This window comes from Sporosarcina luteola (assembly GCF_023715245.1).
GTDB lineage: Bacteria > Bacillota > Bacilli > Bacillales_A > Planococcaceae > Sporosarcina > Sporosarcina luteola_C.
This window is the reverse complement of sequence record NZ_JAMBNV010000001.1, coordinates 1,998,133-2,021,027: the sequence shown is the minus strand read 5'-3', so window position 1 is coordinate 2,021,027 and position 22,895 is coordinate 1,998,133. Positions and strand designations below refer to the sequence as shown.

Below are 22,895 nucleotides of genomic sequence, written 5' to 3'. Positions count from 1 at the left end.
GAGCATTGTGGAATGGAATACGAGAGTCACAGATTTGCTGGGGATTAAATATCCGATCATTCAAGGGGGATTGGCCTATCTTGCCTATGCGGAGTTGGCTGCAGCGGTTTCTGAAGCGGGAGGACTTGGTCAAATAACAGCAATGAGCTTGGATTCACCGGAAGCGCTGCGTGCAGAAATCAGGAAGCTCAGGGAGATGACGGCTAAACCATTCGGAGTCAATTTTGCAATTGGTCAGCATGGACGTCCATATGAGCACATGCTGGACGTCGCTTTGGATGAGAAGGTAAAGGTTCTTTCGGTAACAGGCGGAAATCCGTCGCCTTTCTTTGACTATGTCGGCGGTGCTGATGTGAAGAAGCTTGTATTGGTCGCTGCCAAAAGACAAGCGGTCAAGGCTGAATCGCTAGGTGCGGACGCTGTAATGGTTGTTGGACATGAAGGAGGCGGCCATTTAGGCCGTGAAGATATTGGGACCATGGTGTTAGTTCCCCAAGTGGTAGATGCAGTGAAGATCCCAGTCATCGCTTCTGGAGGTATCGGAGACGGAAGGGGCTGGATGGCCGCGCATGCATTAGGCGCGGAAGGGATTGAAATGGGTACACGTTTCATAGCGACAAAAGAATGTGTCCATGCTTCAATCGAGTATAAACAAGCCCTACTTCAAACAGAGGAAACGGGTACCGTCGTCATTAAACGTTCACTTGGAGCTCCTGCAAGAGCGCTCGCGGGAAGTTGGACGGAAAAGATTTTACGTATGGAAGCTGAAAATGCTGATTATGATAAACTGAAGGATTATATTAGCGGTGGCGCCAATCGTCGATTCATCCACAACGGAGATGAGCAAAGCGGTTTCGGATGGGCCGGGCAGGTTGCCGGCATGATTGATGATATTCCTGCTGTAGCAGAATTAATCGGCCGCATGGTTGAGCAGGCTCAAGGTATTAGAAGTAAATGGGCATAAGGAAAGGTGAAGAATAAAATGGATTATAATTATCCTCTCAGTCACCATTGGACGACTGAAGAAATCATTGACGTAGTCGCGTTTTTTCAAGCAGTGGAGAAAGCGCACGAAACGCAAATAGCGAGAGGAGAATTCATGGATGCCTATAAGGCGTTCAAGAAAGTCGTCCCTTCCATGGCGGAAGAAAAGACGATCTTCAAGGAGTTCGAAGAAGCGAGCGGCTTTAACAGTTACCGTATTGTCAAAAAGGCAAAAGAAGGCCGTGACGGTGATTCCTTAACCGGTAAATGAAAGGGGGCGGATGCATAACTATGCATCCACCCTCTTTTTACGCACCAATGACAATATCGTATATCGGAAAAAGCTGATCAATTGTTTCTTCCGCAAAATCGAAGAACTCCTTTTGTGAAAGCTCTGTCGCAGCGTTGCGGGATAGATGCCTGCCTATGATGAATTCTGCTTTTTTTACAGTTTGCAGCCTTTCCAATAAGCTTTCAATGCCTTCCATCCCGATTTCCTCCACCTTAAAGGCTTCCGGCTTCATATGGTCGCCTGAAATTACAAAGTCATCGGCCAAAGAAGTAATCATGGTAGCATTCTTGCTAAGCCTTTCCGCGATTCCCTTTTTATCGGGATTTTCGTAAATGACAGCTAAAATGATGAAAAGATGGGTTCCCCATAATCCAATCTGAAAATGGGGCAGTGCTTTATATCCACGTTTCGCAGGTGCAAATGCGACCCAGCTGTCATTCGGCGGATTGACGGTCCTCCTAGCATGCTTCGCAACATGCGGGTAAAACTCCCCTGTCCCGCGGGAAGACAAGTATGTAGAAATTTGATCGCCAATCACTTCAAACTTCGGTTGGATCTTTGTTTGAAGTGCATGCATTCTATGTTCCAATCCTTCAATGGAAAAGACATTAAAATCTTCCGTTGTCCAAAAACCTTGCGTCAATTTAATCCCTCCATTTCAATATCCACGTTTATCGTAACAGAAAATGGGGAACAATCTTATACAAGAAGGCTTATAACTAACCAAAGCAACTCGGACAGCATAAGTTAGAAGTAAGTAAATGCATCGTTGAAGAAAATCACATTAAAAGGGGTGTTAGTAATGAAGCAAGTCGTTCACATTATCCGTAAAGCCGAAATCGAAAAGGAGTATGTTAAGCTTCTGCATCTTGAATTGGACTATGAGCTAGCAACATTATATGATGCTGTGCAAGAGAATGACTCCAAGCAAGTCGAGAAAAGTAAAACCAGACTCACTGAAATACATGGTGAGTTGGAGACTTTCAATGCTTTTGCATAACAGGAAGTCATTGAACCGAATTAGGCACCTGCACTGAGACTCTTCAACCTGGGGAGACAGTGTTAAGGTGCCTTTTTGTTTGAGAATAGGCAGTATGCTATAATAAATTAACATGCATGTAGATGACGAGGTGTTGACATGAATTGGGGAGCTATTGACCGGTATGCAAAATCGTTAATAAAAGAAGCCGGGCATAAAATCAGGATTTCGTTTTTTAGTACGATTGATGTTGATTCGAAAGCAGAAGCGAATGACCTTGTGACGAATATCGACCGTGAAATAGAACAATTCTTCATACATCGGATTAACAAAGATTTCCCTAATCACAGGATTTTAGGAGAAGAGGGCTTTGGTGACGAAATTGAATCGTTGGAAGGGATCATCTGGATGCTTGATCCAATTGACGGCACAACGAATTTCATCCACCAGAAAAGGAATTTTGCGATTTCCCTTGGTATTTATGCCGATGGAATCGGCATGCTCGGCTATGTGTATGATGTGATGAATGATGATTTTTATCACGCAGTTAAAGATGAAGGTGCGTACTTCAATGATGAAAGGCTTCCAGTGCTAGAGAACACGCCGCTTGCGGAAGCGGTCATCGGTGTGAATGCAAGCTGGGTTGCGCCCAACCGGAGAGTTGAAAATGGACCGATTGCGGAAATGGTGCAGAATTGTAGGGGGACGAGGTCGTATGGCTCGGCAGCTATTGAGCTTGCATATGTTTCATCAGGCAGGATCGATGCGTATCTGTCTTTGCGGTTATCTCCATGGGATATTGCAGGAGGCATGATCATTGCTCAGGAAGTGGGGGCGGTCACTACGAATTTGAAAGGTGAACAACCGCATTTGCTCGGACAAGACACGTTCATCGTTGCTAGGCCGGGCTTGCACGACGAAATACTAAGAAATTATATTAAACTCAAATAAAAAAAGGGGCTGCCAAATTGCAGCCCCTCTCAGGTATTTACTTAAAGAATGCCTTGTTCCCGCATTTTTTTCTTTGTTTTGAAACCATTACCCATGACGAAGATAAGAGCGAGGATAGCGGCAATGGCAACCGGGATACTACGCATGCCGACTGCAATGCCGATTCCGCTCATTGCTGCGACCGCGGCAAGAGAATAAAAGACGAAAACCCATTTAATATCCTTCAACATGAAACATCTCCCGAATAAAAATGTTTTTTAATATTGTTCTTATGTGCTATAATAACACAGTTAATCATCTGATAATAGATAACGGAGTGAAAACATGACAAATCATCGTAATGATTTACGTAATATAGCGATTATTGCCCACGTAGACCACGGAAAAACAACGTTAGTCGATCAACTTTTGAAGCAATCCGGAATTTTCCGGTCGAATGAACATGTAGAAGAGCGTGCCATGGACTCGGGTGACATTGAACGTGAACGTGGTATTACCATCCTGGCAAAAAACACAGCAATTGAATATAAAGACACGAAAATCAATATTCTTGATACACCTGGACATGCTGATTTTGGAGGGGAAGTTGAGCGGATCCTTAAGATGGTTGATGGTGTCGTGTTAGTCGTCGACTCCTATGAGGGATGTATGCCGCAAACCCGATTCGTATTGAAAAAAGCATTGGAATCGAATTTGAAACCAATTGTTGTTGTTAATAAAATTGACCGTGATTTTGCGCGTCCCGAAGAAGTAGTCGACGAAGTGCTCGAATTATTTATAGAATTGGATGCAAATGATGAACAACTTGAATTCCCGGTTGTCTATGCTTCTGGTTTCAATGGAACAGCAAGTCTTTCACCGGACCCTGCAGAACAGGAAGATACATTGCGCGTGCTATATGACGCGATTGTTGAACAAATTCCTGCCCCTGTCGATAACCGTGAAGAACCGTTACAGTTCCAAGTATCATTACTCGATTACAGTGATTATGTAGGTCGTATTGGTATTGGACGAGTGTTTAGAGGTACGATGAAAGTAGGCCAGCAAGTAACGGTCATAAAACGTGACGGATCAACAAAAAATTTCCGTGTGACGAAGATGTATGGATTCCTTGGGTTGAAGAGAATTGAAATCCAAGAAGCCTATGCAGGAGATTTGATAGCTGTTTCTGGGATGGAAGATATTGATGTCGGTGAAACAGTTTGCCCGATTGATCATCCTGAGGCGTTGCCGGCAATTCATATCGATGAGCCGACACTGCAAATGACATTCCTAGTCAATAATAGTCCTTTTGCCGGAAAAGAAGGCAAATGGGTGACAGCGAGAAAAGTTGAAGAGCGACTTGAACAGCAATTGCAGACTGACGTTTCATTACGTGTTGAACCGACGGATTCACCGGATGCGTGGGTCGTATCGGGACGTGGGGAGCTTCATCTTTCAATCTTGATTGAAAATATGCGTCGTGAAGGATTCGAACTGCAAGTATCGAAACCTGCAGTTATTATCAGGACGATTGATGGTGTACGTTCAGAGCCCGTCGAACGCGTACAGATTGATGTGCCGGAAGAATATACAGGTTCAATAATCGAATCGATCGGTGAGCGTAAAGGCGAAATGCAAGATATGATCAATAACGGAAATGGACAAGTCCGTTTGATTTTCTTAGTACCTGCACGTGGTTTGATCGGCTATTCGACAGAATTCCTTTCACTTACACGAGGGTACGGAATCATTAACCATACATTTGATTCCTACAAGCCTGTAGCGCAAGGCAGAGTCGGCGGCCGTCGACATGGAGTGCTTGTATCGATGGAAACGGGAACAGTGACCGGTTATAGTATAATGCAGTTGGAAGATCGCGGTGTCATGTTTGTCGAAGCAGGTACGGAAATTTACGCAGGTATGGTAGTCGGTGAAAACAACCGTGATACGGACTTGACAATCAATCTGACAAAAGCCAAACAAGCGACAAATGTTCGGTCTGCGACGAAAGACCAAACAGTGACATCGAAAAAGCCACGGATTCTTTCATTGGAAGAGGCTTTGCAATATGTTGGAGATGATGAGTATTGTGAAGTGACTCCGCAGTCGATTCGTCTACGGAAGAAAATTCTTGATAAAAATGAACGTGAGCGTGCACAAAAGAAGAAAAAACTCGGTGAGTAATTTTTACTGACTAAAGGTAGTAAAAAAGAATGCGTACAATCGCTTTGTTTAGAAGGGAATGTGCTACATGAATGGTACTATCGGGGATGCAGATACAATCGAAGCCATGTCTCCAACTGTTCGAATGATTTATGAGCTGACATCATCTTCAGTAACTGGGATTTTGTTGTTCGCAGTTGTATTCATCCTATCCGCCATTGTTTACAAGTTAGGTTTTGCAAGGAAAATAAAGTTTTGGCAAAACGTAGTCGTCTATAGCTTCCTATTTGTAGGATGTATCATCTTGACGTTTTTTGCCATATTCCTTCCGATTGTGGAAGGCCTTATCGTTGCGGCGCTTATTTTGATCATCTATAGGCTTCGCAGAATGAATGAACATAAAGAAAACTCCACCGTTTGACGGTGGAGTTTTCTTTTTAAATATCTGCAAGGATATGCTCTCAACGCTTCGCTGTTGTTCGCAAAAGCCGTTCTTCGTTCCGGCTTTTCCTGGGGGATAAGCGGGACAGGTGAGACCCCGCAGTGGAGCGTAGCGACTCACCGTCCGCCCCCCCTGGAAAGCGTCCGTCTGAAACGGAAATCACCGTGGCGAAAAATAACTGATCTAATTTTAGAAGGGGTTGCCACAAAAAGTCTGTTTAAATGACTTTCCGAGCAACCCCTTCTTATTAGAAATTCTCTTCTGCAGAATGTGAGCTGCGGTGGAAAATGAACCTTCCAGTAGAAAGTCTCACGTTTGTTTGCTCTGTAATCCGCTCGCTGCACTTTTCACACATATACGTATTGATCGGATGATTCCTCAATTTCTTCGCGAGAGGGGCATCATCTATAAGTTGTCCAATTTCGTCGCAAAGGACACATTTGACTCGCATAACCTCAACTCCTTTAAATAAGGTCCAATGTGTCAGTCGATGACGATGTCAGTGACTTTTCGTAAAGGCCTTTCGATATTCGAACCATCCTTCAACAGCAGATGGGCTGGTCCGTCTTCCGTCAATGGCTTGCCGTCCTGGCTGAATTTAAGTAGGAAATTACTAATTTCTGAAACAGGAAAAGTTTCTTCAGTTCCATCCAATGTAAAAAAAGTGATTGTTTTAGCGTCTTCAGAAGGGACCGCATTTTTAACAAAGTGGTCGAGTGAAATGCCGAATGTACCGGTCACCATCTTTTGTCTGTCGAACTTCTTTTCTGTTTTTAATGTTGGCGGGAAAGTAGCACCTTCCATGATTTCACGGGACCAATGTTTACCCATGCTTCTCTTATACTCTTCTTCTTCATCTCTTTCAACGAACTCTTCTGTAAAATAAGTAGTTAAGTCGACTTTACGATCATCGAAGATCCAAACTGTCGGATCGAGCGTGATCGAGTGCTTAACATTGCCTTTTATCGTAATGATCGATTCCAATTGAATAGCCTCCTACAACACTAATTGAGCGTTTTCATATAGTTCATAGTATAACGCTTACGATTGAAAGTGGGAAGCCATTGAATTTAGGCATCCTGTTCCTAAGGGAAACACTTGCAATTTACCTTCTTGAAAGATACAATTTATTCATAATCACCACGCAAGGATAATAGGTGAATGGGGGCGTCCTCATGGATATTGAATTACAGGAAACCTATCAGGAAAAAGCATTGAAACAGCTACAAGCTGATGCGGATAAAATTGCACAACTCATAAAAGTACAGATGGATCATTTGACGATGCCTCAATGCCCACTTTATGAGGAAGTGTTAGACACACAAATGTACGGCCTATCCAAGGAGATTGACTTCGCTGTCAGACTTGGCTTGATTGAGCGTGAGAAAGGGAAGGAAATCCTTTCATTGCTTGAAAAAGAGATGAATGTCTTGCACGAGCTATATACAAAAAAATAAACGAAAGACTCAAACTCATTACTGGTTTGAGTTTTTTATTTAACTTTCTTCAGCCTTATGCTAAAGAAAGTTAAAGCCTCCTGCGGATGTCACGGATTTTGAAGGGAGTTATGGAAGGTAGTCTAAGTGCGCGACGTCCTGTCGCAACGACTGCATGACCTACATCCTGTCGCCCTCAAGCGCAATTCAAAATTTGGACGCAATTTCGCCGAGGCGAAATTGATAGGAAAGTTGAGTGAAGTACGATGGGAAGATACTTTAAAAAAATGTTGCGGAGCTTTGATTATCCACTATTCACTGTATATCTAGTTCTCTGCCTTTTCGGGCTAGTGATGATCTATAGTTCTAGTATGGTATGGGCGGTCAATGTATATGATTATGAGCCTGATCATTTTTATAAGAGACAATTATTCAATTTAGCAGTTGCCATACCGGCTTTCCTGTTTGCATCCTTTTTTCCTTTTCAGAACTATAAACGAAAGAAATTGATGATCACTTCGGTTGTTGTCATGTTTATACTCCTTGTGATCGTCCATTTCCTTGGCTCCGGTGATCATGTCGGCGCACAAAGTTGGATTAAGTTGCCCGGATTCGGCAGCATCCAACCTTCAGAAGTTGCGAAGCTAGTCATCATCGTTTACTTCGCAAGCGTATTTGCAAAGAAATATGAAGCGGGAACCCTCGACTCCATTAATAAATCAATCGGTCCGCCTGTCAGCATCCTTATTTTGGCAATCGGATTAATCATGATGGAAACTGATATTGGTACATCTTTCATCATCATTATGGGTGCTCTATCTGTCATTGCAGCGAGCGGCATAAAAATTAGGGCTTTCTCGAAATTGAGTGGCGTTTTATTTCTGGCTATGATTCCTGTTGCAGGAATTCTATATTTGTTTCGAAACACAATCATTACGGATGGTAGGAAAGGACGAATTTTGTCGTTCTTGAATCCGTTTGATTATGCACAAGGCTCTGGCTATCAAATTGCAAATGGATATATCGCAATTGGAGCAGGTGGCATCAAAGGTCTCGGTCTAGGAAACTCCATTCAAAAAATGGGCTATTTGCCGGAACCGCAAACGGATGTCATCATGGCTGTCATCTCGGAGGAAACCGGTATTTTCGGTACGATAATTGTCATTGGTGGGTTAGGGTTCATCGTATTGCGCGCTCTATACATCGCGATGCAGACGAAAGACCCTCAAGCACGTATGCTTGCAGCGGGAATTGGAAGCGTCATTGGTGTTCAAACCTTTGTGAATATTGGCGGCTTAACAGGACTTATTCCACTGACCGGAGTTCCATTGCCTTTTATTAGTTATGGCGGAACTTCAATGATTCTGTTATCTTTGTCTTTAGGAATATTGATGAATGTGTCAATGTTCACAAAATATCAAAAGAACAAATAGAAAAGGAAGTGCTTTCATGGTGGAAATGGGTCAGATTAAGAAAATCCTCGTAGCGAACCGTGGTGAGATCGCTATTCGTATTTTTCGTGCGTGTACCGAATTGGAGATTCCGACTGTCGGGATTTATTCGGCAGAAGATCGGGGTTCTTTCCACCGTTACAAAGCAGATGAATCTTATCTAGTAGGAGAGGGCAAAAAACCGATCGATGCCTATTTGGATATCGAAGGAATCATTAAGATCGCAAAGTCATCGGGAGCGAATGCTGTCCATCCTGGGTATGGCTTCCTAGCTGAAAACGAGGAGTTTGCCCGCAGGCTTGAAGAAGAGGGCATCATCTTCATCGGACCTACTTCTAAGCATCTTGATATGTTCGGAGATAAAGTGAAGGCAAGGGATCAAGCGATCAAGGCAGGTATCCCGGTCATCCCAGGCACGGACGGACCTGTTTCTTCTGTAGCGGAAGTCGCTTCATTCGGTGAGGAATACGGATATCCGATTATCATTAAAGCGTCGTTAGGTGGCGGCGGCAGGGGAATGCGGATTGTAAATTCCGCGGACGAAGTGTTTGAGGCGTTTGAACGCGCGAGATCTGAAGCTAAATCGGCATTTGGATCGGATGAAGTATACGTGGAAAAATACATTAATAAGCCAAAACATATTGAAGTTCAAATCTTAGGCGATACATACGGCAATGTCGTGCATCTGTATGAACGCGATTGCTCGATTCAACGCCGTCATCAGAAAGTGGTGGAAATTGCACCGTCCATTTCCTTGGAAGAAGCACTTCGTCATGAAATATGCGAGGCAGCTGTCAAACTGGCGAAGAACATTTCGTATATTAATGCGGGGACGGTTGAATTCCTCGTTGCGGATGGAAGCTTTTATTTTATCGAGGTGAATCCGCGCATTCAAGTGGAGCATACGATTACCGAAATGGTGACGGGAATCGATATCGTCCATGCGCAGATCCATATCGCGAATGGCGGGAATCTCCATGAAGGGGAAGCAGCCATACCGGAGCAGGAAGACATTCCACTGTTCGGTTACGCAATCCAATCCAGGGTGACGACGGAAGATCCGTTAAATGACTTCATGCCGGATACTGGCAAGCTTATGGTTTACCGGTCGGGAGGGGGCTTCGGTGTCCGCCTTGATGCAGGCAACGGTTTCCAGGGGGCTGTTATCACGCCTTACTATGATTCCCTGCTCGTCAAAGTTTCGACTTGGGGAACTTCTTTCAGAGATGCAGCTGCAAAAATGGATCGGAACTTGCAGGAATTCCGGATCAGGGGAATTAAGACAAATATTCCGTTCCTTGAAAACGTCGTCCGTCATGAAAGCTTCCTGACAGGAAATTATGATACAAGCTTCATCGATACGACTCCTGAATTATTCGAGTTTCCGGTTAGAAAAGACCGCGGTACAAAAATCTTGAACTATTTAGGGAATGTGACCGTCAACGGATTTCCGGGAATTGAAAAGCAGTCGAAACCGTTATTCCATTCAGCGAGGAAACCTGAAGTTGACCTATTAGTTCCGCCAGCTGCAGGCACGAAGCAGATACTGGATGAAAAAGGCCCTGAAGGACTGATTCAATGGATAAAGGAGCAGGATGACGTCCTGCTTACGGATACGACATTCCGTGATGCTCACCAATCATTGCTCGCAACCCGTGTCCGTACTTCGGATATTACAAACATCGCGGCTGAATCAGCAAGATTGCTACCGGATCTGTTCTCGTTCGAGATGTGGGGAGGGGCGACATTTGACGTTGCATACCGCTTCCTGAAAGAAGATCCGTGGGAACGTCTTATGAAGCTTCGGGAGCAAATTCCGAACGTATTATTCCAAATGCTTTTCCGTGGAGCGAATGCGGTCGGTTATTCAAATTATCCCGATAATGTCATTCGGGAATTTGTCAAAACAGCAGCTGAATCAGGCATTGACGTATTCCGGATATTCGACAGCCTGAACTGGATTAAGGGAATGGAAGTGGCGATCGACGAGACCCGCCAGGTAGGGAAAGTGGCAGAGGCTGCGCTTTGCTATACAGGGGACATCCTGGATGATTCCAGAGCGAAATATTCTGTCGCATACTACAAGGAAATGGCGAAGGAGCTTGAAGCGGCAGGTGCTCATATTCTAGCCTTGAAGGATATGGCTGGCCTCTTGAAGCCTGAAGCTGCATATCGCCTTATTTCCGAATTAAAGGCGACTGTTGATATTCCTATTCATCTGCATACCCATGATACGAGCGGTAATGGCATCTATATGTACGCTAAAGCGGTTGAAGCCGGAGTGGACATCGTCGATACGGCGCTCGGCTCAATGGCTGGCTTGACGTCACAGCCATCCGCAAGCTCATTATTCTACGCATTGCAAAACGGCAAGCGCGAAGTGAAGGCAGATGTCGGTGCACTGGAATCATTATCGTTTTACTGGGAAGATGTCAGGAAGTATTACCAAAACTTCGAAAGCGGCATGGTGAGTCCGCATTCCGAAGTATATGTTCACGAAATGCCGGGAGGCCAATATTCTAACTTGCAGCAGCAGGCCAAGGCTGTCGGTCTTGGAGAAAGATGGGAAGAAGTCAAAGAGATGTATTCGCGCGTCAATATGCTTTTCGGAGACGTCGTAAAAGTGACCCCTTCCTCCAAGGTAGTAGGAGATATGGCATTATTCATGGTTCAAAACGATTTGAATGAAGAAACCGTCATCTCACGCGGGCAATCCATCGACTTCCCGGAATCGGTTATCGAATTTTTCGAAGGCTATATAGGCCAGCCGTATGGTGGATTTCCGAAAGAATTGCAACAGGTCGTTCTGAAGGGGAGGACGCCGATCACTGTTCGTCCAGGGGAACTTCTGGAAGACGTGGATTTTGACGCGCTCCTGTTGAAGACTGAAGAGCTTCTAGGACACCCTTCCACGATGAAAGATGCTCTCGCATATGCACTCTATCCGAAAGTGTTCGAAGAATATTCCGTGATGAAAAAGGAATTTGGAAACATTTCCGTTATCAACACACCGGAATTCCTATACGGGATGAGGCTTGGCCAGGAAATTGAAGTGGAAATCGAAAGAGGGAAGACGCTTATTGTCAAGCTTGTTTCCATCGGTGAACCACAGACGGATGGCACGCGAATCATTTACTTCGAGTTGAACGGCCAGCCTAGGGAAGTCATCATTCAAGATATTAATGTGGAATCCGATGTCGCCCGCAAGCAAAAAGCGGATCCTTCAAATGACTCACACATTGCGGCCACTATGCCGGGAACTGTCTTGAAAGTGGCGGTTTCCAAGGGAGCAAAAGTAAGAAGAGGAGAGCATCTGCTCATTACAGAAGCGATGAAGATGGAAACGACAATCCAAGCTCCATTTGATGGAACTGTCAAAGAGATCCTCGTCTCCCCAGGCGACGCCATCTCAACAGGCGACCTCCTTCTAGAGCTAGAACATTAATGAATGAAAAAAGCACCCGCTTGGAATTACAAGCGGGTGCTTTAATATTTTCTACTGCCTGCTTCTCGAAACGAGAAGCACCATATAAGTTAATAAGCCGAACAGGAGAATCACGAACAACGAGTGGGCTAAAGCCAAATAAAGATTCAGGCGTGTCAAAATGACGGCTCCACCCGCCAACACCTGCAGTGATACCAGTATGAATGCAGTGATCCAACCCCAATAAATGACTCGCTGACTCTTATAGTTGCGGATTGCATGGATGGCAATAATCCCGAGCCATATGAAAATCAACGCGGCGGCTGTCCGATGGCTCATCTGCACCCATTCCCAGAAGTTAGCCGGTAAAGAGAAATCCCCATTTTTACACATCGGCCAATCCGTACAGCTCAATTCCGATTCGGTATGGCGTACCAGCGCTCCTGTGTAAACGACGAAATATGAATAGATGGTGACGCCTATCGTGTGGAATCTGAGTGTCTTTCCGATTGTCAACTTGTCTGCGTCGAATTTCTGATCAACTTCAAAAACTAGTAATGTAAGAAGAAGAACAGAAGCAAATGAAATGAGCGAGATGCCAAAATGCAGTGCAAGGATAAAATCTCCTTGTCCCCATAGAACTTGCGCTGCTCCAATCAATGCCTGCAAAATCAGGAAGAATATTGCCAAAAAGGAAAGCAGTTTTGTTTCCCTTTTATGTCCGATAGCCTTCCATGACCAAATCGCCAGGACAACGATCAATATTCCAACCGAACCAGTAACGACACGATGCGAAAATTCAATTAGGACTTCCGGCGTGATTTCATCCGGAATCAATTGACCGTTACACCCTGGCCAATGCCTCCCACATCCCATCCCGCTGTCTGTCTTCGTAACTAGAGCCCCGCCCAGCAGGATTAAAAGCATTCCGATCGTGGACGCGACTCCGAACCATTTTAAATATCTATTAAATCGCAAACAAGACACCTACTTTAAGAAATGATGACCCATGAGAAACAAGGCCCCGTTTGTTGATGATAGCGAAAAAAAGGTAAAAAAACAACGCAAAATGGCTAAATAGAGCTTGTCCTAGCTCTTTTTCACAAATTGTTCATAAAATAGACCCTTTAACTTCACAAAAGGCATACGGAAATGATTTACTATAGATAGGGCAAAACAATTTATAAAGACAGTATACTTCATATATCGGGGCAATTTCGGGTTATGTATAGAAATTATTACCGGAATTCGATATAGTTAAGTATAGCGGTCCTTGCCGACATCTTTGAAAGGAGGGTACATATGTCAAACGGTCGAGCGATTTCTTCATCCGTTGAGCCGGATATCGAATCGACTTCCATATTGAAGGATTTTTTAGCACTTATTAAAATCGGTATCGTAAATTCAAACTTGATTACAGCTTTTACTGGCTTGTTTCTCGCATTCCAATTTACTGGAAAAAGCTTTATCGGCAATCTTGATTTATTACTGTATGGGCTTTTCGGTACCGGATTGATTATCGCCGGCTCGGCGGCTTTGAACAATCTCATTGATCGGGATATTGATCCCATAATGACAAGAACAAAGTCACGTCCAACGGTCACCGGTAGATTTAAAGCACCGGCTGTCTTGGCACTGGCTTTCACTTTCATTGCGTTGGGCGAAGTGATGTTATTCACTGCATCACCGGCGGCAGGACTATGGGGACTTGCAGGTGTGTTCAGCTATGTTGTACTCTATTCAATGTGGTCGAAAAGAAAGTATGTCAGCAATACGGTTGTAGGAAGCATCTCTGGAGCCATACCGCCATTGATCGGTTGGGCGGCGGTCGAACCGACATTAGGCATGGGTGCATGGGCGCTTTTCTTAATCATGTTTGCATGGCAACCGCCGCATTTTTATGCGTTGGCGATGCGCAGGACGGAAGAATACCGGGCAGCCCGCATTCCGATGCTTCCAGTCGTGAAAGGCTTTGAACGAACAAAGAAGTCGATTTTAGGGTGGATTCTCCTATTGTTCCCATTGCCGTTCCTTCTTATGGAACTTGGAATCGGATTCATTGTGCTGGCAACAGCCTTGAATATCGGGTGGTTGTATTTTTCGATTAAAGGATTCAAAGCGAAGGATGATTTGAAGTGGGCGACATCCATGTTCATCTTCTCCTTGAACTACATGACAATCCTATTTGTCGCAATGATCATTTTTTCGATATTCATCTAACCGTTGGAATTCTTTCTTTTGACAGGAATTCATTATAGAGAGGTCAACAGTCCTCATTGAAGAAAACATTTTTTTAGAAAGAGAGGTATTAGTTAGCGATGATGAAAGGACTCAAAAAGTGGCGTCTCTTTTCTCTCTTGGCTGTACTGACAGTTTTCCTTGCAGGATGTGGTCAAGAGGAACTTTCAACTCTACTGCCTGCTGGACAAGTCGGTCAAGACCAGTTCAACTTGCTATTATTGTCGTCAGCAATCATGTTGTTCGTCATTCTCGTTGTTGTAGTAATTTACTTAATTGCGATAGTGCGTTTCAGACGTTCTAAATTAGGTGAAGACCATATTCCTGAACAAGTTGAAGGCAGTCATAAGCTTGAGCTTGTATGGACGATCATCCCGATTCTATTGGTCTTGCTACTAGCTGTCCCGACAGTGTACTACACGTATAAACTTGGGGACGTTGCGGCGATGGGCGCTGTAGATGAGGATGGAAATGCTGAAAACCTAGTCGTTGATGTAACGGCAAAACTTTACTGGTGGGAGTTTGAATACCCTGACCTTGGTATCGTAACTGCACAGGAGCTCGTAGTCCCGATGGATGAAAAAGTTTACTTCAACTTGATTGCTGCAGATGTGAAACACTCCTTCTGGATTCCGGCAGTCGGTGGGAAACTTGATACGAACGTAGAAAACGTCAACAAATTCTATCTGGTGTTCGAAAAAGACTCCAAGAATTTGAAAGACGGCGTATTCTATGGAAAATGTGCTGAGCTATGCGGTCCTTCCCATGCTCTGATGGATTTCAAAGTGAAAACAATGCCTCGTGCAGAATTTGATCAATGGGTAACAGCTATGCAAGCGACAGGTGAAAATCAAGTTGTTGCCAATCCAGCCGGTGAAGAAATATTCCAACAAAGCTGTATTGGATGTCATGCGACTTCCGGTGTTGGTGAGACGGGAGCAGTTGGACCGAACTTGGCAACATTTGGCGATCGTAACCGAGTAGCTGGTTTCATGGATCATACAAAAGAAGATCTTATTGATTGGATCAAATATCCACAGAAACATAAACCGGGCAATAAGATGCCAGGGTTCGACGGTCAGCTTTCCGATTCGGAATTGGATGACTTGGCAGAATACTTAATGGGATTATCTGTTGAAAAATAATCTTTTGTGATTTTGAAGAGGAGGTAAACAAAGTGAGTTCAGTTGCTCAAAAAAAGGGTTTTGGCGCAACGCTATGGGACTGGCTGACTACAGTCGACCATAAGAAGATCGGAATCCTTTACTTCCTTGGTGGTGGATTCTTCTTCGTAGTCGGCGGTATTGAAGCGATGTTGATTCGTTGGCAGCTTCATAAGCCGAACAACGATTTCGTCAGTGCGGGACTGTTCAATGATTTGATCACGATGCACGGAACGACGATGATTTTCCTAGCGGCCATGCCTATTTTATTCGGATTTATGAACGCGATAGTACCCCTGCAGATCGGGGCACGTGACGTAGCGTTCCCGTTCATCAACTCCTTAGGTTTCTGGATGTTCTTCTTCGGAGGGCTATTCCTGAATCTATCTTGGTTCTTCCAGCAAGTTCCTGATGCGGGATGGACATCATATGCATCTCTGTCCATTGCATCAGAAGGCCATGGTGTTGATTTCTATGCAATCGGTCTGCAAATTGCCGGAGGCGGTACGCTAATGGCCGGTATTAACTTCCTAGTCACGATTATTAATATGCGTGCGCCAGGAATGACTTACATGCGTATGCCGTTGTTCACATGGACAACATTCGTGGCGTCTGCAATGATCCTATTCGCATTCCCTCCATTGACTGTCGGTCTATTCTTCCTGACATTTGACCGCATGTTCGGTGGGAACTTCTTCGATCATACAATGGGTGGTAACACAATCATCTGGGAGCATATTTTCTGGATTTTTGGTCACCCTGAAGTTTACATTCTTATTTTGCCTGCTTTCGGTATTTTCTCTGAGATCTTCTCGACATTCTCACGGAAGCGACTCTTCGGATACCCATCAATGGTCTTCGCGACTGTGTTGATCGGATTCCTTGGATTCATGGTTTGGGCCCACCATATGTTTACAGTTGGTCTTGGACCGACTGCGAACGCAATCTTTGCTGTAGCAACGATGGCAATCGCTGTTCCGACAGGGGTTAAAATCTTTAACTGGCTATTGACAATGTGGGGCGGAAGCATCAGGATTACGACACCTATGCTATACGCGCTCGGTTTCATCCCTTCATTCGTAATGGGTGGGGTAACGGGTGTCATGCAAGGTGCGGCTCCGCTTGACTATCAATTGCACGATACCTATTTCATCGTAGCTCACTTCCACTACGTAATCGTAGGTGGGGTTGTTCTTGGAATATTGGCTGCAACACATTATTGGTGGCCAAAAATGTTCGGTACAATGCTTAATGAAACACTTGGTAAAGTAACATTCTGGTTCTTCTTCATTGGTTTCCATGCGACATTCCTTATCCAGCACTGGCTCGGTTTCTGGGGAATGCCACGCCGTGTTTGGACATTTATGGACGGTCAAGGATGGAACTCAGCGAACTTTATCAGTACGATTGGTGCTTTCTTAATGGCGATTGGTATCATCGTACTTGTATACAACGTCATCATCACATCAGTTAAGAATGTTAAAGTTGCAAACGATCCTTGGGGAGACGGCCGTACGCTTGAATGGGCAATCGAATCTCCGCCGATCTATTATAACTTCCCAGCAACTCCGCTTGTCCGTGGTCTGGATACTGTATGGATTGAGAAGATGGAAGGAAACGAAACAGGTCTTACACCTGCTGAACCAATTAAAGACATTCATATGCCTAACGGTTCGATCATCCCGCTTCTTATGTCCTTGGGTCTTTTCATCGCCGGATTCGGAGCAATGTACCGTACTGAAGAAGCATGGGGGCTACCTGTCCTTATATTCGGTCTACTATGGACGTTTGTTGCAATGGCGGCACGTTCGTTGCAAGATGACACGGGCTACTATGTTAAAAAAGATGAAATTCTCCGTGATCTAAAACGCAAAGGGGGTCAAAAATAATGGATTTGAATAAAAAATTCACTCCAGAAACTTGGCCCGACCATCCGGAAAGAGCAACACTTGAAGCGAAAAACAAATTTGTCGGCTTCTGGTTGTTCCTTGGAGGAGAGACAATCCTCTTCGCTACGTTGTTCGCAACATATATTGCCTTGAAGAACTCCGGGCCAAGCGGTTTTGGTTTCTCGACTCAAGAGCTATATGAATTACCACTTGTTTTTGTCATGACGATGCTATTATTGACATCATCATTGACGAGTGTGTTCGCCATGTACCATCTGCGTAACTACAATTTCAAGAAAATGCAGCTATGGCTTGCTATTACTGCATTTTTAGGACTTGGGTTCCTCATGCTTGAAGTATATGAGTTCACGCACTATGTTAAGCTTGGCTTCACATACAACAACAGTGCTTTCAGTTCCGCTTTCTATACGCTAGTCGGAACGCACGGTTTCCACGTGGCTGTTGGCCTTGTGTGGATTACATTGTTGATTTTCCGTAATGCGAAACGCGGTCTGAATCTTTACAACGCAACGAAGTACTATACGTTCTCATTGTACTGGCACTTCATCGACGTCGTTTGGGTATTCATCTTCACTGTAGTCTACTTGATGGGAGTGATAGGTTAAGATGGCAGACGTTCAAGTTTACAAACGCACACCTGCAGAGCAACAGCTCGCACAGCGTCGTTCTAAAAAAGCCATGCGAGATCAGGTTATGATGTTTTCGCTTATGATCTTCCTGACACTTGTATCATTCTCCATGGTTGTTGCTTATGAAGCTGGCGTTGCAGGGTTCTCGAAGTACTTAATCATTCCGATGGTCATGCTGTTTGCAGCAGTCCAAGTCGGTTTGCAACTGTATTACTTCATGCATATGAGTGAAAAAGGACATGGCATTCCTCAAATGTTCATGTACACAGGAGCTCTTTTAGGCTTCCTTATCCCTTTGACATTCGTTACAATCGTTTGGTGGTAATTACTAAAAAGAGCCTGTGGATTCATTCCACAGGCTCTTTTATATATAGGGTTGGTTTTGTAGCCATTCGCCACATTCCCTCCAAAAATGGGGGAATGTCAAAGTTCGTTCATTGTGTTCGGGCAATGTTCGTTTTATAATAGGATTAGACACATTTAAAGGAGCGATGGCAATGATGCCTTTAAGCATATTCGGATTTCGCGCATTATGGAGTCCTTATTTTTTCTTATCGATCGTATTACTAATTGTAGTATATTTTCTGTTGACCAAAAAGTGGAGACATTGGTTTGAGGGGAGCGAACCCGTCACCAAAAGGGAAATCAGCTATTTTCTCGCTTCGATGATTTTGCTGTATATCTTGAAGGGCTCGCCAGTCGATCTTCTAGGTCATATACTGTTCTCTGTCCATATGACGCAAATGGCGCTTCTATTATTGGTGGTAGCTCCGTTTTTAATCATCGGCATACCGCACTTCATTTGGAAAAAAGTCCTTAGCATTAACATTATCGATAAAATCGTAAGGCTCTTCACGAAACCGGTGATCAGTCTGATGGTGTTCACGGTCATGTTCTCGTTAAATCACTATCCGATGGTGTTGGATTTTATTAAATTGGATGTATTTTTACACGCCATTTTCTCGATTACTTTATTCATATCGGCAATATTCCTTTGGTGGCCGCTTCTGAACACGTTGGAAGATCATCCGCAGCTTCATGGATTAAAGAAGATCGGTTATGTCATATTGAGCGCTATTCTCATTACGCCAGCCTGTTCGTTGATCATTTTTGTAGATGTACCCGTCTACAATACGTACAGCAGCGGGGAAGCTTGGCTGCAAGCGATGGCTCTTTGTGTGCCTGCTGGTACACTTGCAGGTCTATCCATTTCAGGACCTGAGTTATTTACAAATATGCCGACATTGTATGACCAACAATTGGGCGGCATTATTATGAAAGTCATCCAGGAAATTATCTACGTTGTTGTTATCGGTAAAATATTCATTAAATGGTACCGTGAAGAACAGTTGAACGCAGATGAGATTACAAAGAAGGATCTATTGGAAAGACAAAGCATGACGATGCACGGCTGACCTTATTCGATTACTAAAGGGGTATTATCTGATGAATGTTCCTTTTTTACCGACTTTGAGTACCTTTTTCATTGTGCTATCGGCTATCCTTGTTGCAATAGGATGGAAACTGATTCTGTTACGAAAAATCGACGTACATAAGAAAACGATGATAGCAGCCGCTGTTGCGGCAGTCCTGTTTTTTATCATCTATGCGTCCAGGACGATTTTCGTCGGCAACACGGCATTCGGCGGACCGGAAAATATCAAGGTGTATTATACAGCCTTTCTTATTTTTCATATCGCACTCTCTACGACCGGAGCTGTGATGGGCATAATGACTATTAATTGGGGTTTGAAAGATAAGTTGGACAAACATCGCAAGATCGGTCCAATTACTGGCATCGTATGGTTCTTTACAGCAATTACAGGCGTAGCCGTCTATTTATTACTATATGTCTTCTACGAAGGCGGAGAAACCACATCGATGATCAAAGCCATATTAGGAATTTAAGACATAAAAACCGGCGAAGGAAATTTATCCTAGCCGGTTTTTACGTTCATAATTTGAAATTCAGCTTGATGATTCCTGCTTCGCGTGCTGTGTTGAATAGAATGACAATCATCGGACCGATAAAGAAACCGAGTACCCCGAAAAGTTTCAGCCCGATAAACATGCCGATCAGCGTCGGTAGGGGGGATAAGCCTATCTGGTTGCCCATCACCTTTGGCTCAACAGTTCTTCGGATGATCAGAAGAATCGCAGCCAAAACGGCCAATTTTGTTCCCATACCGATATCTCCGCTGACGAATTGATATAATGACCAAGGAGCGAGTATGATAATTGAACCTAAAATCGGGATGACATCAATGATCCAAATGACGATGGCCATGACCAATGCATATTTCGGTGCAATAATCAGCAGTCCTATGAATGCTACAGCAAGGATGATAAAGCTGACGAGCAATTGAGCTTTCATAAAGCCGAAAATGACCGAGTTCAATTTAACTGTCATATAGCGGACTTTTTTTGCTGTTTCATCTGTGAAATGTTTGAACACCATCTTTTTTAAATCAGGCAATTCTAGCATAAAAAGGAATAGTGCAATCATATAAACGATTAAACTCACTAAGAAATTCGGAATTTCAGACGCAAGTGCAACGATCTTATCAGAATTGAATAGTTCCAATAACGACTTGCGGAAGGATTCCAAAATATCATTGAACCCGTCTTGTGCTGATTTAACGACATCATCAGGTAGTCCCGATGTATACACAAGTAATTTACTTTGAAAATCAATCCACACTCCTGAAAGCTTGTTTAAATAATCGGGTGCAGCTTTCGTGAATTGAATCAGTCTACCTATCAATGAAGTGACCGTATAATAGATACTGATTGCAAGAATCGCTAATATGAAAATGAAGACGGATATGACAGATACTTTGCGTTTCCATTTAAACTTTGTTTCGGTAAGCTTTACTAGTGGCTCGAAGAGGAGAGCCGTCAAAAGAGCTAAAATAATTGGTATGGAAATAGGGAGAATAAAAATAAAAAGCAATATGCTAATGATCAGTAAAGTAACTAACATGAAAGTTCTTTTTGTAAGCCAACGGGACAACGGTCATTCCTCCAAATAGTTCATTGCTCTCATTATAACCAAAATTCTGAGGAATGAATAGGTAAAAAAAGCCGCAGAACAATTAGTTCCCCGACTTTTAATAATTATCGCTTATTTTGTTATAATATATGGTTTCAAATCTTCCAGGACGGCTTTTAGAGTTGTTTCACAATCTTTCACAAGTCCTGCGGGGAAATGCTCGCCCTCGCCATATTCTACACCATGTGGGTAATAGTGCTTGCCGATAACAGGTTTTTTCAGATGCATGATGGCATCTCGAGTGTCAACGTCTCCGTCGGGAGTGAATCCGAATACGCGCAAGTAGTAAGTGCCTTCCTTGATCACGTATTTCTTATCATATGTCACACGCTCATAGTCCCATTGTCCAGCACGTACAAGATCGTGTTTCAGCATGATTTCGTCTAGTAGTGACAATTCGGCAACAATGCCTTCAATACCTGTATTTTCAATATACATCGTTCAAGTCCTCCTTCATGATCATCCAGTCGAATGCCTATACTTATTTATCATAGAACAAATCACAGTTAGTTGCAATGACAACATTGTGTCATAAAAGCTTCATCCTAAACCCATTGGCAGTTGTTCATCTAGGTAAAAGAAAGCTGAATCCGGAGTGTTGAATTCCTTTTGCACTTGAAATCCGCTGTAGTTGACTTATACTCAAATTAATACTATTACTCAGGAATTGATAGTTTTTGAATTTCATTTATTTTGGAGGGTGGCGAGAAGAGTTGAAGGTATTTTGGAAGATTGCATTATTACTAGTTATCCTTCTCGCACTGTTTTATTTGATGGGAAGCAGGGTCCAGGAAAATGAACCTCTTGAGTCTCCGGTTAAACATGGGACTGCAATACCGGCTCCCAACAAGGAAATTGTAGAAATGACTGCTGGTCCAAAGAGACCCGAATCGGGGTTGTCCATATTTGTCGGAAAACCTTCGGAAAAGTTAGTGAACGCAATGGGGGAACCCGATAGGATTGAACCTTCTGCCTACGGTTATGATTGGTGGATCTATTCGAGCGATGTTCGAATGATGGCGGGAGTTGGTGAGGGTATTGTCAACCAGGTTTTCAGTGCAGATACTGGTTCAGATCTATCGCCAATCGTGGTTGGGCAGAATATTAATGAAGTATTCCGCTTTTCAATTATTGAGTCTGAAGTTAATGTGGTACTGAATGAAAATATTTATACGTTCACATTGAATAGTCAGGACTTGAAGGATAGGATCCTGCTTAAATATGAGAACTTGTATGCGCAAGTATATGTAGATTCCGAAGACGAGATTATTGAAGGCGTCCGATTCATTGATCCGAAGACACTCGTCATCCATCAGCCGTATGACATGGAATTCATGGGAGAACTAGTTACAGCCAACAGACCATCATCGACTGTTCAAATGGAAGTTGACCGTTCGATGGAAAGGCAAATATTCGAATTGACGAATAGTTATCGGGAGCGTCATGGAGTAGGTTTGTTGAATAATGATTACTGGCTATCATTACTTGCCCAAAACCATAGCAAGGATATGGCAATTGAAAATTACTTTTCTCATGAGTCACCTTCTGCGGGAAACTTGTCGGAGCGTTTGAAAAGTTTTGAAATTGAACATAAAAAAGCCGGGGAGAATATCGCTGCCAATTACGTGGATGCTATCGAAGCTGTCCATGGTTGGCTGAATTCTCCCGCGCACCGTAGTGTATTGTTGGATCCGGAGGCAACTGATATCGGCACTGGGGCGTACGGAAAATACTACACGCAAGTTCTCGTGAAATCCGACAAGAAAGAAAACATGAAACCGAGTCGTATGGAAAAGTAA

24 protein-coding genes are annotated in these 22,895 nt (G+C 43.7%); 17 read left to right on the top strand and 7 right to left on the bottom strand.

Annotation, left to right across the window (positions count from 1 at the left end; genetic code table 11):
• Positions 1-7 precede the first annotated feature (7 nt).
• Positions 8-964 (top strand): NAD(P)H-dependent flavin oxidoreductase, encoded by a 957-nt coding sequence (locus M3152_RS09745; RefSeq protein WP_251694931.1) that lies wholly within the window; start codon positions 8-10, stop codon positions 962-964.
• Positions 965-982: 18 nt separating this feature from the next.
• Positions 983-1,255: a UPF0223 family protein gene (locus M3152_RS09740; protein ID WP_251694930.1), complete on the top strand. Its 273-nt coding sequence runs from the start codon at positions 983-985 to the stop codon at positions 1,253-1,255.
• Between the two features lie 37 nt (positions 1,256-1,292).
• Here M3152_RS09740 and M3152_RS09735 read toward each other — a convergent pair whose 3' ends face one another.
• Positions 1,293-1,919 (bottom strand): YktB family protein, encoded by a 627-nt coding sequence (locus tag M3152_RS09735; protein WP_251694929.1) that lies wholly within the window; start codon positions 1,917-1,919, stop codon positions 1,293-1,295.
• A gap of 159 nt (positions 1,920-2,078) precedes the next feature.
• On the opposite strand from M3152_RS09735, the gene M3152_RS09730 reads away from it, so the two are divergent.
• On the top strand, positions 2,079-2,276 hold the full coding sequence (locus M3152_RS09730; protein ID WP_060205169.1) for a hypothetical protein: 198 nt from the start codon (positions 2,079-2,081) through the stop codon (positions 2,274-2,276).
• Between the two features lie 138 nt (positions 2,277-2,414).
• Complete coding sequence (locus M3152_RS09725; protein WP_251694928.1) at positions 2,415-3,206, top strand: inositol monophosphatase family protein; 792 nt, start codon at positions 2,415-2,417, stop codon at positions 3,204-3,206.
• A gap of 41 nt (positions 3,207-3,247) precedes the next feature.
• On the opposite strand, the gene M3152_RS09720 is transcribed toward M3152_RS09725, so the two are convergent.
• Positions 3,248-3,433 carry a YlaF family protein gene (locus M3152_RS09720; RefSeq protein ID WP_251695309.1) on the bottom strand — a complete coding sequence of 62 codons (186 nt, stop codon included), beginning with the start codon at positions 3,431-3,433 and terminating at the stop codon, positions 3,248-3,250.
• 97 nt (positions 3,434-3,530) lie between these two features.
• Here M3152_RS09720 and typA point away from each other — a divergent pair, with 97 nt between their 5' ends.
• Positions 3,531-5,372 carry a translational GTPase TypA gene (gene typA, locus M3152_RS09715; RefSeq protein ID WP_251694927.1) on the top strand — a complete coding sequence of 614 codons (1,842 nt, stop codon included), beginning with the start codon at positions 3,531-3,533 and terminating at the stop codon, positions 5,370-5,372.
• 67 nt (positions 5,373-5,439) lie between these two features.
• Positions 5,440-5,772 carry a YlaH-like family protein gene (locus M3152_RS09710; RefSeq protein WP_251694926.1) on the top strand — a complete coding sequence of 111 codons (333 nt, stop codon included), beginning with the start codon at positions 5,440-5,442 and terminating at the stop codon, positions 5,770-5,772.
• Positions 5,773-6,040: 268 nt separating this feature from the next.
• Here M3152_RS09710 and M3152_RS09705 read toward each other — a convergent pair whose 3' ends face one another.
• Together M3152_RS09705 and M3152_RS09700 are read right to left on the bottom strand one after the other, a co-directional pair.
• Positions 6,041-6,244 carry a YlaI family protein gene (locus M3152_RS09705; protein WP_251694925.1) on the bottom strand — a complete coding sequence of 68 codons (204 nt, stop codon included), beginning with the start codon at positions 6,242-6,244 and terminating at the stop codon, positions 6,041-6,043.
• A 32-nt stretch (positions 6,245-6,276) separates the two neighbouring features.
• The gene (locus M3152_RS09700; RefSeq protein ID WP_251694924.1) at positions 6,277-6,777 is read right to left on the bottom strand and encodes a peptidyl-prolyl cis-trans isomerase; all 501 of its coding nucleotides are present in this window, start codon (positions 6,775-6,777) and stop codon (positions 6,277-6,279) included.
• 191 nt (positions 6,778-6,968) lie between these two features.
• On the opposite strand from M3152_RS09700, the gene M3152_RS09695 reads away from it, so the two are divergent.
• The 3 genes from M3152_RS09695 (at position 6,969) to pyc (ending at position 12,125) form a co-directional block, all read left to right on the top strand.
• Positions 6,969-7,250, top strand: coding sequence for a YlaN family protein (locus M3152_RS09695; RefSeq protein WP_060205154.1), 282 nt, complete (start codon positions 6,969-6,971; stop codon positions 7,248-7,250).
• A gap of 245 nt (positions 7,251-7,495) precedes the next feature.
• Complete coding sequence (locus M3152_RS09690) at positions 7,496-8,662, top strand: FtsW/RodA/SpoVE family cell cycle protein (RefSeq protein ID WP_251694923.1); 1,167 nt, start codon at positions 7,496-7,498, stop codon at positions 8,660-8,662.
• 25 nt (positions 8,663-8,687) lie between these two features.
• Positions 8,688-12,125, top strand: a complete 3,438-nt coding sequence (gene pyc, locus M3152_RS09685) for a pyruvate carboxylase (protein ID WP_251695308.1) — start codon at positions 8,688-8,690, stop codon at positions 12,123-12,125.
• Between the two features lie 51 nt (positions 12,126-12,176).
• Here pyc and M3152_RS09680 read toward each other — a convergent pair whose 3' ends face one another.
• Complete coding sequence (locus M3152_RS09680; protein ID WP_285847013.1) at positions 12,177-13,082, bottom strand: COX15/CtaA family protein; 906 nt, start codon at positions 13,080-13,082, stop codon at positions 12,177-12,179.
• Between the two features lie 324 nt (positions 13,083-13,406).
• Here M3152_RS09680 and cyoE point away from each other — a divergent pair, with 324 nt between their 5' ends.
• The 7 genes from cyoE (at position 13,407) to M3152_RS09645 (ending at position 19,952) form a co-directional block, all read left to right on the top strand.
• A complete protein-coding gene (cyoE, locus tag M3152_RS09675) occupies positions 13,407-14,324 on the top strand; it encodes a heme o synthase (RefSeq protein ID WP_251694922.1) in 918 nt (305 codons plus the stop codon).
• Positions 14,325-14,422: 98 nt separating this feature from the next.
• Positions 14,423-15,487, top strand: coding sequence for a cytochrome c oxidase subunit II (gene coxB, locus M3152_RS09670; protein WP_251694921.1), 1,065 nt, complete (start codon positions 14,423-14,425; stop codon positions 15,485-15,487).
• Positions 15,488-15,519: 32 nt separating this feature from the next.
• Positions 15,520-17,394 carry a cytochrome c oxidase subunit I gene (locus M3152_RS09665; protein ID WP_251694920.1) on the top strand — a complete coding sequence of 625 codons (1,875 nt, stop codon included), beginning with the start codon at positions 15,520-15,522 and terminating at the stop codon, positions 17,392-17,394.
• Entirely contained in the window at positions 17,394-18,020 is a 627-nt protein-coding gene (locus M3152_RS09660; protein ID WP_251694919.1) for a cytochrome (ubi)quinol oxidase subunit III, read from the top strand. The genes M3152_RS09665 and M3152_RS09660 overlap by 1 nt, the downstream gene beginning before the upstream one ends.
• Before the next feature lies 1 nt (position 18,021).
• Positions 18,022-18,369: a cytochrome C oxidase subunit IV family protein gene (locus M3152_RS09655; protein ID WP_251694918.1), complete on the top strand. Its 348-nt coding sequence runs from the start codon at positions 18,022-18,024 to the stop codon at positions 18,367-18,369.
• Positions 18,370-18,544: 175 nt separating this feature from the next.
• Positions 18,545-19,459: a cytochrome c oxidase assembly factor CtaG gene (gene ctaG, locus M3152_RS09650; protein WP_251695306.1), complete on the top strand. Its 915-nt coding sequence runs from the start codon at positions 18,545-18,547 to the stop codon at positions 19,457-19,459.
• A 31-nt stretch (positions 19,460-19,490) separates the two neighbouring features.
• The gene (locus tag M3152_RS09645; protein WP_251694917.1) at positions 19,491-19,952 is read left to right on the top strand and encodes a DUF420 domain-containing protein; all 462 of its coding nucleotides are present in this window, start codon (positions 19,491-19,493) and stop codon (positions 19,950-19,952) included.
• Between the two features lie 46 nt (positions 19,953-19,998).
• On the opposite strand, the gene ytvI is transcribed toward M3152_RS09645, so the two are convergent.
• Together ytvI and M3152_RS09635 are read right to left on the bottom strand one after the other, a co-directional pair.
• Entirely contained in the window at positions 19,999-21,057 is a 1,059-nt protein-coding gene (gene ytvI / locus M3152_RS09640; protein WP_251694916.1) for a sporulation integral membrane protein YtvI, read from the bottom strand.
• 111 nt (positions 21,058-21,168) lie between these two features.
• On the bottom strand, positions 21,169-21,534 hold the full coding sequence (locus M3152_RS09635; protein WP_251694915.1) for a YugN family protein: 366 nt from the start codon (positions 21,532-21,534) through the stop codon (positions 21,169-21,171).
• Positions 21,535-21,809: 275 nt separating this feature from the next.
• On the opposite strand from M3152_RS09635, the gene M3152_RS09630 reads away from it, so the two are divergent.
• A complete protein-coding gene (locus M3152_RS09630) occupies positions 21,810-22,895 on the top strand; it encodes a CAP domain-containing protein (RefSeq protein WP_251694914.1) in 1,086 nt (361 codons plus the stop codon).

Bases quoted from the DNA above. Each gene is read 5' to 3' on its own strand.
- M3152_RS09740 (WP_251694930.1), top strand. From the start codon at position 983: ATGGATTATAATTATCCTCTCAGTCACCATTGGACGACTGAAGAAATC.
- M3152_RS09730 (WP_060205169.1), top strand. From the start codon at position 2,079: ATGAAGCAAGTCGTTCACATTATCCGTAAAGCCGAAATCGAAAAGGAG.
- M3152_RS09725 (WP_251694928.1), top strand. From the start codon at position 2,415: ATGAATTGGGGAGCTATTGACCGGTATGCAAAATCGTTAATAAAAGAA.
- typA (WP_251694927.1), top strand. From the start codon at position 3,531: ATGACAAATCATCGTAATGATTTACGTAATATAGCGATTATTGCCCAC.
- M3152_RS09710 (WP_251694926.1), top strand. From the start codon at position 5,440: ATGAATGGTACTATCGGGGATGCAGATACAATCGAAGCCATGTCTCCA.
- M3152_RS09705 (WP_251694925.1), bottom strand. From the start codon at position 6,244: ATGCGAGTCAAATGTGTCCTTTGCGACGAAATTGGACAACTTATAGAT.
- M3152_RS09695 (WP_060205154.1), top strand. From the start codon at position 6,969: ATGGATATTGAATTACAGGAAACCTATCAGGAAAAAGCATTGAAACAG.
- M3152_RS09690 (WP_251694923.1), top strand. From the start codon at position 7,496: ATGGGAAGATACTTTAAAAAAATGTTGCGGAGCTTTGATTATCCACTA.
- pyc (WP_251695308.1), top strand. From the start codon at position 8,688: ATGGGTCAGATTAAGAAAATCCTCGTAGCGAACCGTGGTGAGATCGCT.
- cyoE (WP_251694922.1), top strand. From the start codon at position 13,407: ATGTCAAACGGTCGAGCGATTTCTTCATCCGTTGAGCCGGATATCGAA.
- coxB (WP_251694921.1), top strand. From the start codon at position 14,423: ATGATGAAAGGACTCAAAAAGTGGCGTCTCTTTTCTCTCTTGGCTGTA.
- M3152_RS09660 (WP_251694919.1), top strand. From the start codon at position 17,394: ATGGATTTGAATAAAAAATTCACTCCAGAAACTTGGCCCGACCATCCG.
- M3152_RS09655 (WP_251694918.1), top strand. From the start codon at position 18,022: ATGGCAGACGTTCAAGTTTACAAACGCACACCTGCAGAGCAACAGCTC.
- ctaG (WP_251695306.1), top strand. From the start codon at position 18,545: ATGCCTTTAAGCATATTCGGATTTCGCGCATTATGGAGTCCTTATTTT.
- M3152_RS09645 (WP_251694917.1), top strand. From the start codon at position 19,491: ATGAATGTTCCTTTTTTACCGACTTTGAGTACCTTTTTCATTGTGCTA.
- M3152_RS09635 (WP_251694915.1), bottom strand. From the start codon at position 21,534: ATGTATATTGAAAATACAGGTATTGAAGGCATTGTTGCCGAATTGTCA.